The organism is Cronobacter muytjensii ATCC 51329, from assembly GCF_001277195.1.
GTDB lineage: Bacteria > Pseudomonadota > Gammaproteobacteria > Enterobacterales > Enterobacteriaceae > Cronobacter > Cronobacter muytjensii.
This window is the reverse complement of the sequence record NZ_CP012268.1, coordinates 2,834,731-2,848,938: the sequence shown is the minus strand read 5'-3', so window position 1 is coordinate 2,848,938 and position 14,208 is coordinate 2,834,731. Positions and strand designations below refer to the sequence as shown.

At 61.4% G+C, this 14,208-nt stretch carries 14 protein-coding genes; 7 read left to right on the top strand and 7 right to left on the bottom strand.

Annotated features, from left to right (window positions below; all coding sequences use genetic code 11):
• Window positions 1–4: 4 nt before the first annotated feature.
• Genes AFK63_RS13200 through tesA form a run of 3 tightly spaced genes read right to left on the bottom strand, consistent with a single transcriptional unit; the run spans window position 5 to window position 2,346 of the window.
• Complete coding sequence (locus AFK63_RS13200) at window positions 5–859, bottom strand: co-chaperone YbbN (RefSeq protein WP_038864256.1); 855 nt, start codon at window positions 857–859, stop codon at window positions 5–7.
• Between the two features lie 58 nt (window positions 860–917).
• Window positions 918–1,688, bottom strand: coding sequence for an SDR family oxidoreductase (locus AFK63_RS13195; protein WP_038864254.1), 771 nt, complete (start codon window positions 1,686–1,688; stop codon window positions 918–920).
• Window positions 1,689–1,716: 28 nt separating this feature from the next.
• Window positions 1,717–2,346 carry a multifunctional acyl-CoA thioesterase I/protease I/lysophospholipase L1 gene (gene tesA, locus AFK63_RS13190; RefSeq protein ID WP_038864274.1) on the bottom strand — a complete coding sequence of 210 codons (630 nt, stop codon included), beginning with the start codon at window positions 2,344–2,346 and terminating at the stop codon, window positions 1,717–1,719.
• Between tesA and ybbA the strand changes: the two genes are divergently transcribed.
• The 7 genes from ybbA (at window position 2,314) to AFK63_RS13155 (ending at window position 11,075) form a co-directional block, all read left to right on the top strand.
• On the top strand, window positions 2,314–3,000 hold the full coding sequence (gene ybbA / locus AFK63_RS13185; protein WP_038864253.1) for a putative ABC transporter ATP-binding protein YbbA: 687 nt from the start codon (window positions 2,314–2,316) through the stop codon (window positions 2,998–3,000). The genes tesA and ybbA overlap by 33 nt on opposite strands.
• On the top strand, window positions 2,997–5,411 hold the full coding sequence (gene ybbP, locus AFK63_RS13180; RefSeq protein WP_038864249.1) for a putative ABC transporter permease subunit YbbP: 2,415 nt from the start codon (window positions 2,997–2,999) through the stop codon (window positions 5,409–5,411). Before ybbA ends, ybbP begins: the two co-directional genes overlap by 4 nt.
• A gap of 247 nt (window positions 5,412–5,658) precedes the next feature.
• Window positions 5,659–6,489: a MetQ/NlpA family ABC transporter substrate-binding protein gene (locus AFK63_RS13175; RefSeq protein WP_038864247.1), complete on the top strand. Its 831-nt coding sequence runs from the start codon at window positions 5,659–5,661 to the stop codon at window positions 6,487–6,489.
• A 61-nt stretch (window positions 6,490–6,550) separates the two neighbouring features.
• Window positions 6,551–7,564, top strand: coding sequence for a virulence-associated ABC transporter ATP-binding protein SfbB (sfbB, locus tag AFK63_RS13170; protein WP_038864246.1), 1,014 nt, complete (start codon window positions 6,551–6,553; stop codon window positions 7,562–7,564).
• A complete protein-coding gene (locus tag AFK63_RS13165; RefSeq protein ID WP_038864245.1) occupies window positions 7,557–8,216 on the top strand; it encodes a methionine ABC transporter permease in 660 nt (219 codons plus the stop codon). The genes sfbB and AFK63_RS13165 overlap by 8 nt, the downstream gene beginning before the upstream one ends.
• A gap of 331 nt (window positions 8,217–8,547) precedes the next feature.
• Window positions 8,548–9,918: a pyridoxal-phosphate dependent enzyme gene (locus tag AFK63_RS13160; protein WP_038864244.1), complete on the top strand. Its 1,371-nt coding sequence runs from the start codon at window positions 8,548–8,550 to the stop codon at window positions 9,916–9,918.
• An 11-nt stretch (window positions 9,919–9,929) separates the two neighbouring features.
• Window positions 9,930–11,075, top strand: coding sequence for a trans-sulfuration enzyme family protein (locus AFK63_RS13155; RefSeq protein ID WP_038864243.1), 1,146 nt, complete (start codon window positions 9,930–9,932; stop codon window positions 11,073–11,075).
• 152 nt (window positions 11,076–11,227) lie between these two features.
• On the opposite strand, the gene purK is transcribed toward AFK63_RS13155, so the two are convergent.
• The 4 genes from purK to ppiB all read right to left on the bottom strand — a co-directional run bounded on the left by purK (window position 11,228) and on the right by ppiB (window position 14,155).
• Entirely contained in the window at window positions 11,228–12,295 is a 1,068-nt protein-coding gene (gene purK / locus AFK63_RS13150; protein WP_038864242.1) for a 5-(carboxyamino)imidazole ribonucleotide synthase, read from the bottom strand.
• Window positions 12,292–12,801 carry a 5-(carboxyamino)imidazole ribonucleotide mutase gene (gene purE / locus AFK63_RS13145; RefSeq protein WP_038864241.1) on the bottom strand — a complete coding sequence of 170 codons (510 nt, stop codon included), beginning with the start codon at window positions 12,799–12,801 and terminating at the stop codon, window positions 12,292–12,294. The genes purK and purE overlap by 4 nt, the downstream gene beginning before the upstream one ends.
• 133 nt (window positions 12,802–12,934) lie before the next feature.
• On the bottom strand, window positions 12,935–13,657 hold the full coding sequence (lpxH, locus tag AFK63_RS13140) for a UDP-2,3-diacylglucosamine diphosphatase (RefSeq protein ID WP_038864240.1): 723 nt from the start codon (window positions 13,655–13,657) through the stop codon (window positions 12,935–12,937).
• 3 nt (window positions 13,658–13,660) lie between these two features.
• Window positions 13,661–14,155 carry a peptidylprolyl isomerase B gene (gene ppiB, locus AFK63_RS13135; RefSeq protein WP_038864239.1) on the bottom strand — a complete coding sequence of 165 codons (495 nt, stop codon included), beginning with the start codon at window positions 14,153–14,155 and terminating at the stop codon, window positions 13,661–13,663.
• Window positions 14,156–14,208: the final 53 nt, after the last annotated feature.

The following is a 14,208-nucleotide window of genomic DNA, read 5'->3' as shown; positions in this document are numbered from 1 at the left end:
GCGATCAGTAAAGCAGGGAGTAGAGCTGACGGCGGTATTTCGACGCCAGCGCGTCACCGGTACCCAGCGCGGCCAGGATTTCCTGGAACATTTTACGCGCCTGGCCGTCAGCGGCGCCCAGATCTTTTCTCAAATGTGCGAAAAGCAACTCCAGCGCCTCTTCGTTGCGGCCCACCTGATGCAGTTGCAGCGCGAGCTGGCTTGCGAGCTGCGCGTCATCCGGATTTTCCTCCACCTGCTGTTGCAACTGCTGGATTTCCGGGGTGTCCGCCGCCTGCTTCAGCAGGTCAATCTGCGCGACCAGGCCCTGATAGCGGGTGTCCTGATCCTGCAACGGAATGGTTTTCAGCACCGCTTCGGCGTCATCAGTGCGGTTAAGCGCAATTTGCGTCTGCGCCAGCAGAAGACCGATTTCACTCGACTGATTCGACATCTGCCAGGCCTCTTTGAGCAGCGGCAAAGCGTCGGCATGTTTGCCTTCCTGCATCAGCGCCATCGCCTCCTGCGCTTTCAGCTCTTCCTCACGCGGCAGAACTTTATCCAGCAGCGCGCGGATCGCTTCTTCCGGCTGCGGGCCCTGGAAGCCGTCCACCGGCTGGCCCTGGCTGAACAGGTAGACGGTGGGAATGGCGCGCAGGCCGAACTGCGCGGCGATAGCCTGTTCATTGTCGCAGTCTACTTTCGCAAGGATAAACTGGCCCTGATACTGGTTCGCCAGTTTTTCAAGCACCGGCGTCAGCTGCTGGCAGTGCTGGCTGCGATCGGACCAGAAGTAGAACAGCACCGGCACGTTCATGGATTGCTCCAGTACCTGATGCAGGTTCGCTTCGCTGAGGTTGATAATATACTGTTCGGACATGAGTCACTCTCTGTTGTCGATTTCCTTTTTACATGGGGGCAGGGCGCGCGCCTTCAACTTACCCGTGTAAAATTTTGTCCATCATTCGCGTCGGCAGCAGCCGTTTCAGCCAGGCGACGGCGTGGGTCACCAGCGTGACCGGGTAGCGAATGCGCGGGTTCGGGCTCTCAAAAGCATGGCGCACTTTAGCGACCACCGCCTCCGGGCCGAGCGTAAATCGCGCGGCGATGCCAGGGTTTTCCACTGGCTTGTCCGTCTGCGTCTGGTTGACGTTTTCCGTAAAGCGCGTCCGGATGGGGCCTGGCTCAATCAGGCTCACCTTCACGCCGCTGTAGCGCAGCTCCATGCGCAGCGCGTCGGCCCATGCCTCCAGCGCGTATTTGCTGGCGGCGTAGGCGCCGCGGCCGGGTGTGGAAATCAATCCCATCACCGAACTGGTGTTGACGATGCGCCCTTCGCCATGCGGCAGCATCGCGGGCAGCAGCAGCATGGTGAGCTGGTGCGCGCCGAAAAAGTTGGTGGAGAACTGCTGCTCCATCTGCGCGCGGCTGATGGTGGAAAGCGGGCCGTACACGCCATAGCCGCCATTATTAAAAATGCCGTACAGGCGGTTATTCGTCAGGCGTATCACTTCCTGCGCGGCAGCCTCCACGCTCTGCGGCGAATCGAGATCGAGTTCAATGCCAATAAAGCCCAGCGCGTTCATACGCGCGACATCTTCCGGCTTGCGGCAGGCCGCGAGGATCTGAAAGCCCTGACGGCGCAACTCATGCGCGCAGGCAAGGCCTATACCGCTGGAACATCCTGTAATTAAGAGTGATTTTTGCATAACTTTACCCGCTCAGCGCCCCGCAGGGTTATGAGTCGTGTTTAACTAAAGGGGCCAGTCGCTGCGCCATCCAGTCGGCGATAAACGGCTGGGCGTCGCGATTGGGATGAATGCCATCCTCCTGCATCCACTGCGGTTTGAGGTAAACCTCTTCCATAAAGAAGGGCAGCAGAGGGATGGAGTAAGACTGTGCAAGCTCAGGGTAAATCGCCTCGAACGCCTGATTGTAACGGCGTCCGTAGTTGGCGGGCAGTCGAATCTGCATCAGCATCGGCTGCGCGCCCGCCGTTTTCACCTGTTCTATGATTTTCGTCAGCGTGGCCGAGAGCGTCGCTGGTGGAAAACCCCGCAGGCCGTCATTGCCGCCAAGCTCAATCAGCACCCAGCGCGGCTGATGCTGTTTGAGCAACGCGGGCAGGCGCGACAGCCCCTGCTGCGCGGTGTCGCCGCTGATGCTGGCGTTGACCACGCGCACGTCGCGTTGCTGCCATTTATCGTTGAGCAACGCAGGCCAGGCGGCGTCTGCCGCCATGCGATAACCGGCGCTCAGGCTGTCGCCCAGCACCAGTAACGTGTCCGCCGCGGCGGCGCGAAAGCTTAATAACGCCAGTAACAGGAAAGGGAAATGCCAGCGGAAAACATTCTTGAAGTTCATCATCTTAATAAATCCGTCGGTCAGGGGGAACACGCACTTTCCATCCTTACCGGAGTTGAACTGGTTGTCAAACCGGGCCAGAGCATCGCGCTGGTGGGCGAATCGGGGTCTGGCAAGTCAACGTTGCTTGCGATCCTCGCAGGTCTCGACGACGGCACCAGCGGTGAAGTGCGCCTGCTGGGCGAGCCGCTGCATCAGATGGATGAAGAAGCGCGTGCGCGGCTGCGCGCCCGTGACGTCGGCTTCGTGTTTCAGTCATTCATGCTGATCCCGACGCTTAACGCGCTGGAGAATGTCGAGTTGCCCGCGATGCTGCGCGGCGAGAGCGGCAAGGCCAGCCGCCAGCAGGCGCAGGCGCTGCTGGAGCAACTGGGGCTTGGCAAACGTCTTGACCACCTGCCGGCGCAGCTTTCCGGCGGCGAGCAGCAGCGCGTGGCGCTGGCGCGCGCGTTCAATGGCCGTCCGGCGGTACTGTTCGCCGATGAACCCACCGGCAATCTTGACCGTCAGACCGGCGATCGCATCGCCGATCTGCTCTTTTCTTTAAACCGCGACAGCGGCACCACGCTTATCCTCGTCACCCACGATCCTGAACTGGCGGCCCGCTGCGATCGCACTTTGCGGCTGCGCGACGGCAAGCTGTGGGAGGAAGCATGACGGCCCGCTGGTTCTGGCGCGAATGGCGCTCCCCGTCGCTGTTAATCGTCTGGCTGGCGTTAAGCCTCGCGGTGGCCTGTGTGCTGGCGCTCGGCAAGATAAGCGATCGTATGGAAAAAGGCTTAAGCCAGCAGACGCGCGAATTTATGGCGGGCGACCGGACATTGCGCAGTTCCCGCGCGGTGCCGCAGTCGTGGCTCGACAAAGCCGGGGAAGACGGCCTGGCCGTCTCGCGGCAGCTCAGTTTTTCCACCATGACGTTTGCCGCCGATCGCCCGCAGCTTGCGAGCGTCAAGGCGGTGGATACGCGCTATCCACTCTACGGCACGCTGCAAACGCGCCCGCAGGGGCTGTTGCCTGCGCCAGGCACGGTGCTGCTGGCACCGCGTTTGATGGCGCTGCTTGGCCTGAAACCTGGCGATAACGTGGATGTGGGCGACGCGACGCTGAGCGTGGCGGGTGAAGTTATTCAGGAGCCGGACAGCGGCTTTAATCCGTTCCAGATGGCGCCCCGTCTGCTGATGAATCTCGCGGACGTTGAACGCACCGGCGCGGTGCAGCCCGGCAGCCGTCTCACCTGGCGCTACAAATTCGCCGGCACCCCCGAACAGCTCGGGCGCTATGAAAGCTGGCTGTTGCCGCAGTTGCAGCCGGAGCATCGCTGGACCGGCCTTGAGCAGGACGAGAGCGCGCTCGGCAAATCGTTGCAGCGCTCGCAGCAGTTTTTGCTGCTCTCCGCGCTCCTGACACTGCTGCTGGCGGTCGCTGCCGTGGCGGTGGCGATGAGCCACTACTGCCGCAGCCGCTACGATCTGGTGGCTATCCTGAAAACCCTCGGCGCCGGGCGCGCGGCGCTGCGTAAGCTGATTGTCGGCCAGTGGCTGATGGTGCTGACGCTCGCCGCCCTCACCGGCGGGGCGGCAGGACTGCTTTTCGAAGCGATCCTGATGCGGTTGCTGAAACCGGTGCTGCCCGCCACGCTGCCGGAGGCGAGCTTCTGGCCCTGGGTCTGGGCCGTAGGCTCAATGGTGGTAATTTCTCTGCTGGTGGGGCTGCGCCCGTATCGTCTGCTGCTGGCCACACAGCCGCTGCGCGTCTTGCGACGCGACGCGGTGGCGAACCTCTGGCCGCTGAAAATTTATCTGCCGGTGATGGCGCTTATTGTGGTGGCGCTGCTCGCCGGCCTGATGGGCGGGCGGATGTTGCTCTGGGCAGTGCTGGCGGGCGCGGTGGCGCTGGCCGCGCTGTGCGGCGCGGCAGGCTGGGCGCTGCTGTGGGGCCTTAAGCGGTTGCGGCTGCGTTCGCTCGCGCTGCGCCTCGCGGTCAATCGTCTGCTGCGCCAGCCGTGGCAAACCCTGAGCCAGCTCGCCACGTTTTCACTCTCTTTCATGCTGCTGGCGCTGCTGTTGGTGTTAAGGGGCGATCTGCTCGACCGCTGGCAGCAGCAGTTGCCGCCGGAAAGTCCGAACTATTTTCTGATTAATATCGCACCGGAACAGCGCGATGCGGTGAAAGGGTTCCTGGCGGAGCACCAGGTTATTACGCAGGCGTTCTATCCCATTGTGCGTGCGCGCCTGACGCAGATTAACGGCAAGGCAACCGCAGGTCATGAAGATGAGGCGCTTAACCGCGAGCTTAACCTGACCTGGCAGGCAGAGCGCCCGGATCACAACCCGATCACCGCGGGCAGCTGGCCGCCAAAAGCGGGCGAGGTATCAATGGAAGAAGGGCTCGCGCAACGGCTGAATATCGCCCCCGGCGACAGCGTGACGTTTACCGGCGACACCCAGGCCTTCACCGCCAAAGTGACCAGCCTGCGTAAAGTTGACTGGGAGAGCCTGCGGCCAAACTTCTTCTTTATTTTCCCGCCGGGGGCGCTGGACGGGCAGCCGCAAAGCTTCCTGACCAGCTTCCGGGCTGATAACGCCGACACGATGCTGACGCAACTGAACCGGGAGTTCCCGACGGTCAGCGTGCTGGATATCGGGGCAATCCTGAAACAGATTGGTCAGGTGCTGGAGCAGGTGAGCCGCGCGCTGGAAGTGATGGTGGCGCTGGTAACGACCTGCGGCGTGCTGCTGTTACTGGCGCAGGTGCAGGTCGGGATGCATCAGCGCCGCCAGGAGCTGGTGGTCTACCGCACGCTCGGCGCACAGAAAAAACTGCTGCGCGCCACGCTCTGGAGCGAGTTCGCGCTGCTGGGGCTGGTGGCTGGTCTGGTGGCGGCTATCGGCGCGGAAGTGGCGCTTGGCGTACTGCAGACCCGCGTGTTTGACTTCCCGTGGGAGCCTGACTGGCGGTTGTGGGTGACGCTGCCGCTATGCGGCGCGCTGCTGTTGTCGCTATGCGGCGGCTGGCTCGGCGTGCGGCTCCTGAAGGGTAAAGCGCTGTTTCGGCAGTTCAGCGCTTAGCACATTTTCGTCGGTATTTATGCGCCTCCGGTCTTATGACCGGAGGCGTTTTTGTTTGTGGTTATCTTTCATCGTCTTAGCGCGGCCTGCCGTCAGCAGCAGCGAGCCGCTGAATGAAATATTTTCAATTACCCGCCGCTTGCGAATATGCCATCTTAACGTGCCGCACCTCACGTGCGCGCGATCACAATAATCAGGCGGCTCACCGCCGTTACGCACTGACACACTTCATCAAAGGGAGATCCTCATGGGATTGCTAAAAGGCTGGCGCACGCTTGCGGGCGCATTACTTCTGGCGGGCGGCATGCAGGCCGCGCAGGCGGGCGACCCGCAAACCATCACGTTCGGCGTAGCGCCGGGGCCTTACGGCGATATGGTTAAACAGGCCATTGCGCCGTCGCTTAAAGAGAAAGGCTATAAGGTGGTGGTGCGCGAATTCAGCGACTACGTACAGCCGAACATGGCGCTTGCGAACGGCAGCATTGACGCCAACCTGTTCCAGCACTCACTCTATTTTGAAAAATTCACCGCCGATAAGGGCCTTAAGCTCACGAAACTGCTGACGGTGCCGACTGCCGGTATGGGGCTCTATTCCCGCAAAGTGAAAAGCATCGATGCGCTGAAAAAAGGCGACATCGTCACGCTCTCTAACGACCCGACCAACCTGGCGCGCGGGCTGCGCTTTTTGCAGGCGATGGGCTTAATCACCATCAAGCCGAATATCGATCCGACCAAAGCGTCCGAACGCGACATCGCCACTAACCCGAAAGGACTGGTGTTTAAACCGCTGGAGGCGGCGCAATTGCCGCGCACGCTCGACAGCGTCACGGCGGCGCTGGTCAACGGCAACTTCGCCATCGCGGCGGGTCTGGATCTCTCTTCTGCCCTGAAGCAGGAGCAGCTTGATGAAAATCTGAAAAATATCATCGCGGTACGCAGCGAAGACGCCGACAAGCCTTTTGCGAAGGATATCGTGGCGGCGGTGAAATCCCCGGCTTACGCGGCGGTAATTAACGATCCGAAAAATATTTTTAACGCGTTCCAGAAACCGGACTGGATGACGGCGACGCAAAAATAATGGTCGGCAGTGTCGCGCGGGCGGGCCTGATGCCTGCCCGCGCGTTTTTCAGAGGGTTGTCATGATTACACTCACTCACGTCAGCGTCGATTTCACGTCGGGCGGCCAGCGCACCCGGGCGGTTGACGACGTTAATCTGGAGATCCCGCGCGGAGCGATTTTCGGCATTGTCGGCACCAGCGGTGCCGGGAAAAGCACGCTGCTGCGTACCTTGAACGCCTTGCAACGGCCATCGGAAGGGCGCGTCACCGTGGCCGGAACGGAAATCTCCGCGCTATCCGGCGCGGCGCTGCGCACCGCACGTCAGCGCATCGGCATGATCTTCCAGCACTTTAATTTAATGCATACGCGTACCGTGGCGCAGAACGTCGCCTTTAGCCTGAAAGCGGCGGGCTGGGAGCGGGCGAAAACAGGCCCGCGTGTCGCGGAAATCCTCGAACTGGTGGGGCTCAGCGATAAAGCCAGCCGCTACCCGGTACAGCTTTCCGGCGGACAGAAGCAGCGCGTCGGCATCGCCCGCGCTATCGCCAATCACCCGGACGTGCTGTTGTGCGACGAGCCCACCTCGGCGCTGGATCTGGAAACCTCCGCCACTATCCTGGCGCTGCTCAGGGAGATCAACGCTCGCCTTGGGATCACGGTTGTGTTGATCACTCATGAAATGAACGTTATCAAGACGATTTGCGATCGCGTGGCGGTGATGTCCGGCGGCAAGGTCGTGGAAGAGGGCGAGGTGTTTGATATTTTCGCGCGCCCGCAGCACCCGTTTACGCAGCAGCTGGTGTCGCACACGTTGAACCTGACGCTTCCGGCGCGCCTGCGCGAGCATCTGCACGGCTCGCTGCTGAAGATTTTATTTATTGGCGACTCCGCCGAACAGCCGGTGCTGTCGGAAGTGGCGGTTAACTTTGGCGTGGCGGTGAACATACTGCACGGCAAAATCGAGTATATCGGCGAGCGCGCGCTCGGCATTTTAGTCGTGCAGCTTACGGCGAACGATAACCCGGCGGCGGTCGAGGCGGCGGTGGAGCATATTCGCGCCCGTACGGCACAGGTGGAGGTGATCCATGGATGATTTACTCGCTGACCTGACGCTGGCGTTTGGCGAAACGTTCCAGATGCTGGGCATTTCGACGCTGCTTGCGATCGTGGGCGGTCTGCCGCTCGGCTTTTTGCTTTTCGTGACCGACCGCCATCTGTTCTGGCAGAACCGCGCCATTAACGTGGTCGGCTCGGTGCTGGTGAATATCATCCGCTCGGTGCCGTTCGTGATCCTGCTGGTGTTGCTGCTGCCGCTGACGCAGTTTCTGCTGGGTAATACCATCGGGCCCGTGGCGGCGTCGGTGCCGCTCTCCGTCGCGGCCATCGCGTTTTACGCGCGACTGGTGGATGGCGCGCTGCGTGAGGTCGATCGCGGGATTATCGAGGCCGCCGAGGCGTTTGGCGCAAGCCCGATGCGTATCATCTGCACGGTGCTGCTGCCGGAGGCGAGCGCGGGCCTGCTGCGCGGCCTGACGGTGACGCTGGTCAGTCTGATTGGCTATTCGGCAATGGCCGGGATTGTCGGGGGCGGCGGCGTCGGCGATCTCGCGATTCGCTACGGCTATTATCGCTACGAAACCGGGGTGATGGTCGTGACCGTTATCGCGCTGATTGTGCTGGTGCAGGCGGTGCAGATGCTCGGTGACTGGCTGGCGAATCGCGCCGACCGACGCGGCAGGCATTAAAGACCACCGGCATGAATATTCACGGCGCGCCGGGCTTCCTGCGCGCCGTTTTCTTTTCTTCAGTCTCGTTTTCCTCTTCGATAAATTCCGGCAATCCAAATACGCAAACTGGCAAAGCGGGTCGCTTACGGGCGTAAAAATGCTGAAAATAACGCCAAAAAACCGTCGTTCAGCCATCGATATTTCTGGACGACTTTACCGATCGCCTTCTTTACTGCTGAAACCGCAGAGAATATTCCATCTGGTTCTAACGTACCGCGAATGATTCTTTAACCGCCGAAAAACGCCGCCCTATCATTTGTCCGTTCTCTGTTTAACGGATAAATACACTATGTCGATAGTCGATTCTGTGACGTCTCTTATCGGGCAGACGCCGCTGCTGCGCCTCGCTAAGCTTGATACCGGCCCGTGCGAATTGCTGCTGAAGCTGGAAAACCAGAACCCCGGCGGCTCTATCAAAGACCGCGTGGCGCTCTCGATGATTAACGAGGCTGAGCGCCAGGGGCGGCTTGCGCCCGGCGGCACGATAATCGAAGCCACTGCGGGTAATACCGGCCTTGGGCTTGCGCTTATCGCCGCGCAAAAGGGCTACCGGTTGATTCTGGTGGTGCCCGATAAAATGAGTCGCGAGAAGATTTATCACCTGCGCGCGCTCGGCGTGGACGTGCGGCTGACCCGTTCGGACGTTAACAAGGGCCATCCGGCGTATTACCAGGATTACGCGCAGCGTCTCGCCGATGAGACGCCTGGCGCGCTCTATATCGACCAGTTTAATAACCCGGCGAACCCGCTGGCGCATGAAACCACGACCGCGCCGGAACTCTTTGACCAGGCGGGCGGGCGCATTGACGCCATTGTGGTGGGCGTCGGCTCCGGCGGCACGCTCGGCGGATTGCAGGCCTGGTTTGGCAAACACTCCCCGCAGACCGAATTTGTGCTGGCCGATCCGGCAGGATCGATCCTGGCCGATCAGGTCGAGACCGGGCGCTATCACGAGGCGGGATCGTGGCTGGTGGAAGGCATCGGCGAAGATTTTATTCCGCCGCTGGCGCATCTCGAGGGCGTTAAACAGGCGTTACGCGTCACTGACGCCGAGGCGTTCAGCACCGCGCGCGACCTGCTGAAAATCGAAGGCGTGCTGGCAGGCTCCTCCACCGGCACGCTGCTTGCCGCTGCGCTGCGCTACTGCCGCGCGCAGACGACGCCGAAGCGCGTCGTGACCTTCGCCTGTGACAGCGGCAATAAATATCTCTCGAAAATGTTCAATGACGACTGGCTGCGCCAGCAGGGGCTCCAGGCGCGGCCCGCCACCGGCGACCTGCGTGATTTTATCGCGTTTCGCCATGACGAGGGCGCCGCCGTCACCGCCGCGCCGGATGACACGCTGGCAACCGTGCTGGCCCGGATGCGGCTCTATGATATTTCGCAGCTGCCGGTGCTGGAGGCGGGCCGCGTGGCGGGCATCGTCGATGAATGGGATCTGCTGACGTTTATTCAGGGCGACAGCCAGCGTTTTCTCACGCCCGTTTCCGCCGCCATGAACCGCGAGGTGGTCACGCTCGATAAACACGCCAGCGAACGCGAGCTGTTTGACGTTTTCTCGCGCGGGCTGGTGGCGGTCATCACTGACAACACGCGCTTTCTGGGTCTTATCACCCGCACCGATGTGCTGAACCGCTGGCGCAACCGGCTTGAATCGTAAGGAGCTTTATTATGGATAAATTTGCCACTCTTAGCGTGCATAGCGGCACGCACCACGACCAGCACGGCGCGGTGATGCCGCCGATTTACGCCACGTCTACTTTCGCGCAGCCCGCGCCCGGCGAACATACGGGCTATGAGTATTCGCGCAGCGGCAATCCGACCCGCCACGCGCTGGAGCGCGCCATCGCCGAGCTGGAGGCGGGCCGTCAGGGGTTTGCGTTCGCCTCCGGGCTGGCGGCGATTTCCACGGTGCTGGAACTGCTCGACAAAGAGAGCCACATCGTGGCGGTAGATGATGTTTACGGCGGCACTTACCGGCTGCTGGAAAACGTGCGCAAGCGTACCGCCGGGCTTTCGGTCACCTGGGCGAAGCCGGACGATCTTGCCGCGCTGGAGGCGGCGATCCGCCCGGAAACGCGCATGATCTGGGTCGAAACGCCGACCAATCCGTTGCTCAAGCTTGCGGATCTTGAAGCCATCGCCGGGCTGGCGCGCCGCCACGGAATTATCAGTGTGGCCGATAATACTTTTGCTTCACCGGCGATCCACCGCCCGCTGACGCTCGGGTTTGATATCGTGGTGCATTCGGCCACCAAATACCTCAACGGCCACTCGGATGTCGTGGCGGGGCTGGCAGTGGTGGGGGATAACGCGGCGCTGGCGCAGCAGCTGGCGTATCTGCAAAACGCCGTCGGCGGCGTGCTCGATCCGTTCAGCAGCTTCCTGACGCTGCGCGGTATCCGCACGCTGGCGCTGCGTATGGAGCGCCACAGCGCGAATGCGCTGAAGATAGCGCAGCGGCTGGAGCGGCATCCGCAGGTGGAAAAGGTCTTTTTTCCGTGGCTCGACAGCCATCCGCAGCATGCGCTGGCGCGCCGTCAGATGGCGCTGGCGGGCGGGATGATTTCCATCGTGGTGCGCGGTGACGACGCGCGCGCGGCGCAGGTAATAAAAAAGCTGCGGCTCTTTACGCTTGCGGAGAGCCTGGGGGGCGTCGAGAGCCTGGTGAGCCAGCCTTTCAGCATGACGCACGCGTCGATTCCGCTTGAGCAGCGGCTCGCGAACGGCATCACGCCGCAGTTGATCCGGTTGTCGGTGGGGATCGAGGAGGCGGAGGACCTGATTGCCGATCTGGGGCAGGCGCTGGAAGAGTAACGATGTGCGGGACGGCGGGTGGCGCTTTGTTTACCCGCCCTGCGAACCGGACATAACGTGATGCGGCTGTGCTGGGGGAGTAAGCGCACTGACCTTATCAATCACCGCACCCAGGCGTCTGTAAAAAAGGCACCCCTCGGGGTGCCTTTCGCTTAGCGTAACAGCGCCTGCGCCCAGGCGATGCCGCTGGCATACTCTGGCGGAAGCAGCGGCGCGAGCGCCTCCAGCGTGGCGTCAAGCAGCGCCGGGTCGTTGTCGCTGAGGTTAAGGTGACCCACTTTACGGCCCGGACGCACCTCTTTGTCGTACCAGTGCAGATGCACCAGCGGCAGCTTGAGCCAGTCGTAATTGAGATCGCTGCCAATCAGGTTGACCATCACCGACGGGCTGCTGACCACCGGCTGCGGCAGCGGAAGGCCGGTCACGGCGCGCAGGTGCAGCTCAAACTGGCTTATCGATGCGCCATTTTGCGTCCAGTGGCCGCTATTGTGCACGCGCGGCGCCAGCTCGTTAATCAGCAGGCCCTGCGGTGTCACGAAACACTCCATCGCCATTACACCGACATAGTTCAGCTCGTCCATAATGGCGCGCAGCATCGACTCGGCCTGATCCTGCTGCGTGGCGCTCGCGTGCGGGAAAGCCACGCTGGTGCGCAGAATGCCGTCCTGATGCAGGTTATGGGTCAGCGGATAAAAGACCGCGCTGCCGTCGTGCGCGCGCGCGCCCACCAGCGACACCTCGCCGGAAAAGTGAATGCCCTGTTCGACGATACATTCGCCGTAGCACTCGGCAGGCAGCGTGTCGGTCTCGCCTTCACGCAAACGCCACTGGCCGCGGCCGTCGTAGCCGCCAGTGCGGCGCTTCACGATAGCCAGTTCGCCAAGACGGCTGAACACCTGCGGCCACTCGCTGCGGTCGGCCAGCAGCTGCCAGGGCGCGGTAGGAAGCGCGAGCTTATCAAGCAGTTGCTTCTGGGTAAGGCGGTCGGCGATAAGCGGGAAAACGTCGCGGTTCACAAAGGCGTTATGACGCGCCAGCTCGCGGGTGAGGGCGGTTTCCGGCCAGCGTTCGATCTCCGCTGTGATAACGCTTTGCGCGAACGGCACCGCCTGCGGATCGGCGTCGAGCCCTACCGGCCAGACGCGAATGCCGAGCGGCTCGCCTGCCTGACGCAGCATTCTGCCGAGCTGGCCGTTACCCAGCACGCATACCTGCTTCATGCGTCACCCCGCGGATCCGGGTTCTCCAGCACCTCGTCGGTTTGCTTCTGGCGCCAGACCTGAAGACGCGCCAGCAGGGCGCTGTCGTGCTGCGCCAGGATCTGGGCGGCCAGCAGAGCGGCGTTGGCTGCGCCCGCTTTACCGATAGCCAGCGTACCCACCGGAATACCGCGCGGCATCTGTACGATAGAGTAGAGGCTGTCCAGCCCGCTTAACGCGGCGCTCTGCACCGGCACGCCCAGCACCGGCACCAGCGTTTTCGCGGCGATCATGCCCGGCAGATGCGCCGCGCCGCCCGCGCCCGCGATAATCACCTGAAAACCGTTCTCCTGCGCGCTTTCGGCGAAGCTGAACAGTTTATCGGGCGTGCGGTGCGCGGAGACCACTTCAACGTGGTGAGGAACATCCAGAGCATCAAGGATTTCTGCGGCAAACTGCATGGTGGCCCAGTCGCTTCTGGAACCCATGACGATGGCGATACGCGCCGGGGTGTGGCTGGAGGACATACGTCTCAAAACTCCTGTGGTCAGGCGGCAAAATCAACGGGGTCGCCGTTACGAGGGCTTCGAGAATATCATGGATAACGGGCAAGGAAAACGGTTGCGTAGGCGTGCGGACGGCAAAAAAGGGGAGAGCGAATCAGAACGGAAAGGCGATCAGTTCAACGTCGTCTGGCGTGACTTTGATCATTGAGCCTTCGCTGTGCCAGGCGCCTAACACGACGCGATGAGCGGGCTGGCCGTTGGCTTCAAGGGCATGGACGGCGGGGCGGTGGGTGTGACCGTGGATCAGCCACTGCACGCGCTGGCGCGTCATCGCCTCAGCCACAGCCTGGGGGTTGACGTCCATAATGGCGAGATCTTTCTGGCTGTTGGAAGCTTTGCTGCCGGCACGCATTTTTGCGGCGATGCGGCGGCGCAGGCGCAGAGGGAGCGTGAGGAAAAGCCGTTGCAGCCACGGCTTATGCACTTTGGCGCGAAACGCCTGATAGCCGGCGTCATCCGTGCAGAGCGTGTCGCCATGCATAATCAGTACGCGTCTGCCGTAAAGCTCAAGGACTTTTTCTTCCGGCAGAAGCTGCATACCGCTTTCACGCGCGAAGCGTTTGCCCAGCAGGAAATCGCGGTTGCCGTGAATGAAGTAACAGGGCACGCCGCTTGCCACGAGCGCCTTTATGGCGGCGGCGATATCGCGGTGCAGCGGCTCGGGGTCATCATCGCCAATCCAGGCTTCAAACAGGTCGCCCAGGATGTAAAGCGCGTCCGCCTCACGTGCCGTACCGGCTAAAAAACGCAGAAAACCGGCGGTAATCGCCGGTTCTTCTGAGCACAGATGAAGATCTGCAATAAAGAGCGTCGCCACGAATTACTCGCTGACGGTTACGCGCTCGATAATCACGTCTTCTTTCGGCACGTCCTGATGCATGCCGCTGCGGCCGGTGGAAACGCCTTTGATTTTATCAACCACGTCCATGCCTTCGACCACTTCCGCGAATACGCAGTAGCCCCAACCCTGCAGGCTTTCGCCGCTGAAGTTCAGGAAGTCGTTATCAACCACGTTGATGAAGAACTGGGCGGTCGCGGAGTGCGGCGCCTGCGTGCGCGCCATAGCCAGCGTGCCGCGGGTGTTCTTCAGGCCGTTGTTGGCTTCGTTCTTGATAGGATCTTTCGTGCTTTTCTGTTTCATGCCCGGCTCGAAGCCGCCGCCCTGAATCATAAAGCCGTTAATTACACGATGGAAAATGGTGTTGTCGTAGAAACCTTCGCGGCAATATTCCAGAAAGTTTTTTACCGTTTCCGGCGCTTTGTCATCAAAAGTTTTGATTACGATATCGCCGTGATTGGTGTGAAAAGTAACCATGTCTGCATCCTGTTGTGTTTCAGTGGTGCTTCGGCTTCCAGAAGAAGCCACAG

Coding starts and splice junctions, on each gene's coding strand:
- AFK63_RS13200 (WP_038864256.1), bottom strand. CDS start 859: ATGTCCGAACAGTATATTATCAACCTCAGCGAAGCGAACCTGCATCAG.
- AFK63_RS13195 (WP_038864254.1), bottom strand. CDS start 1,688: ATGCAAAAATCACTCTTAATTACAGGATGTTCCAGCGGTATAGGCCTT.
- ybbA (WP_038864253.1), top strand. CDS start 2,314: ATGCCAGCGGAAAACATTCTTGAAGTTCATCATCTTAATAAATCCGTC.
- tesA (WP_038864274.1), bottom strand. CDS start 2,346: ATGATGAACTTCAAGAATGTTTTCCGCTGGCATTTCCCTTTCCTGTTA.
- ybbP (WP_038864249.1), top strand. CDS start 2,997: ATGACGGCCCGCTGGTTCTGGCGCGAATGGCGCTCCCCGTCGCTGTTA.
- AFK63_RS13175 (WP_038864247.1), top strand. CDS start 5,659: ATGGGATTGCTAAAAGGCTGGCGCACGCTTGCGGGCGCATTACTTCTG.
- sfbB (WP_038864246.1), top strand. CDS start 6,551: ATGATTACACTCACTCACGTCAGCGTCGATTTCACGTCGGGCGGCCAG.
- AFK63_RS13165 (WP_038864245.1), top strand. CDS start 7,557: ATGGATGATTTACTCGCTGACCTGACGCTGGCGTTTGGCGAAACGTTC.
- AFK63_RS13160 (WP_038864244.1), top strand. CDS start 8,548: ATGTCGATAGTCGATTCTGTGACGTCTCTTATCGGGCAGACGCCGCTG.
- AFK63_RS13155 (WP_038864243.1), top strand. CDS start 9,930: ATGGATAAATTTGCCACTCTTAGCGTGCATAGCGGCACGCACCACGAC.
- purK (WP_038864242.1), bottom strand. CDS start 12,295: ATGAAGCAGGTATGCGTGCTGGGTAACGGCCAGCTCGGCAGAATGCTG.
- purE (WP_038864241.1), bottom strand. CDS start 12,801: ATGTCCTCCAGCCACACCCCGGCGCGTATCGCCATCGTCATGGGTTCC.
- ppiB (WP_038864239.1), bottom strand. CDS start 14,155: ATGGTTACTTTTCACACCAATCACGGCGATATCGTAATCAAAACTTTT.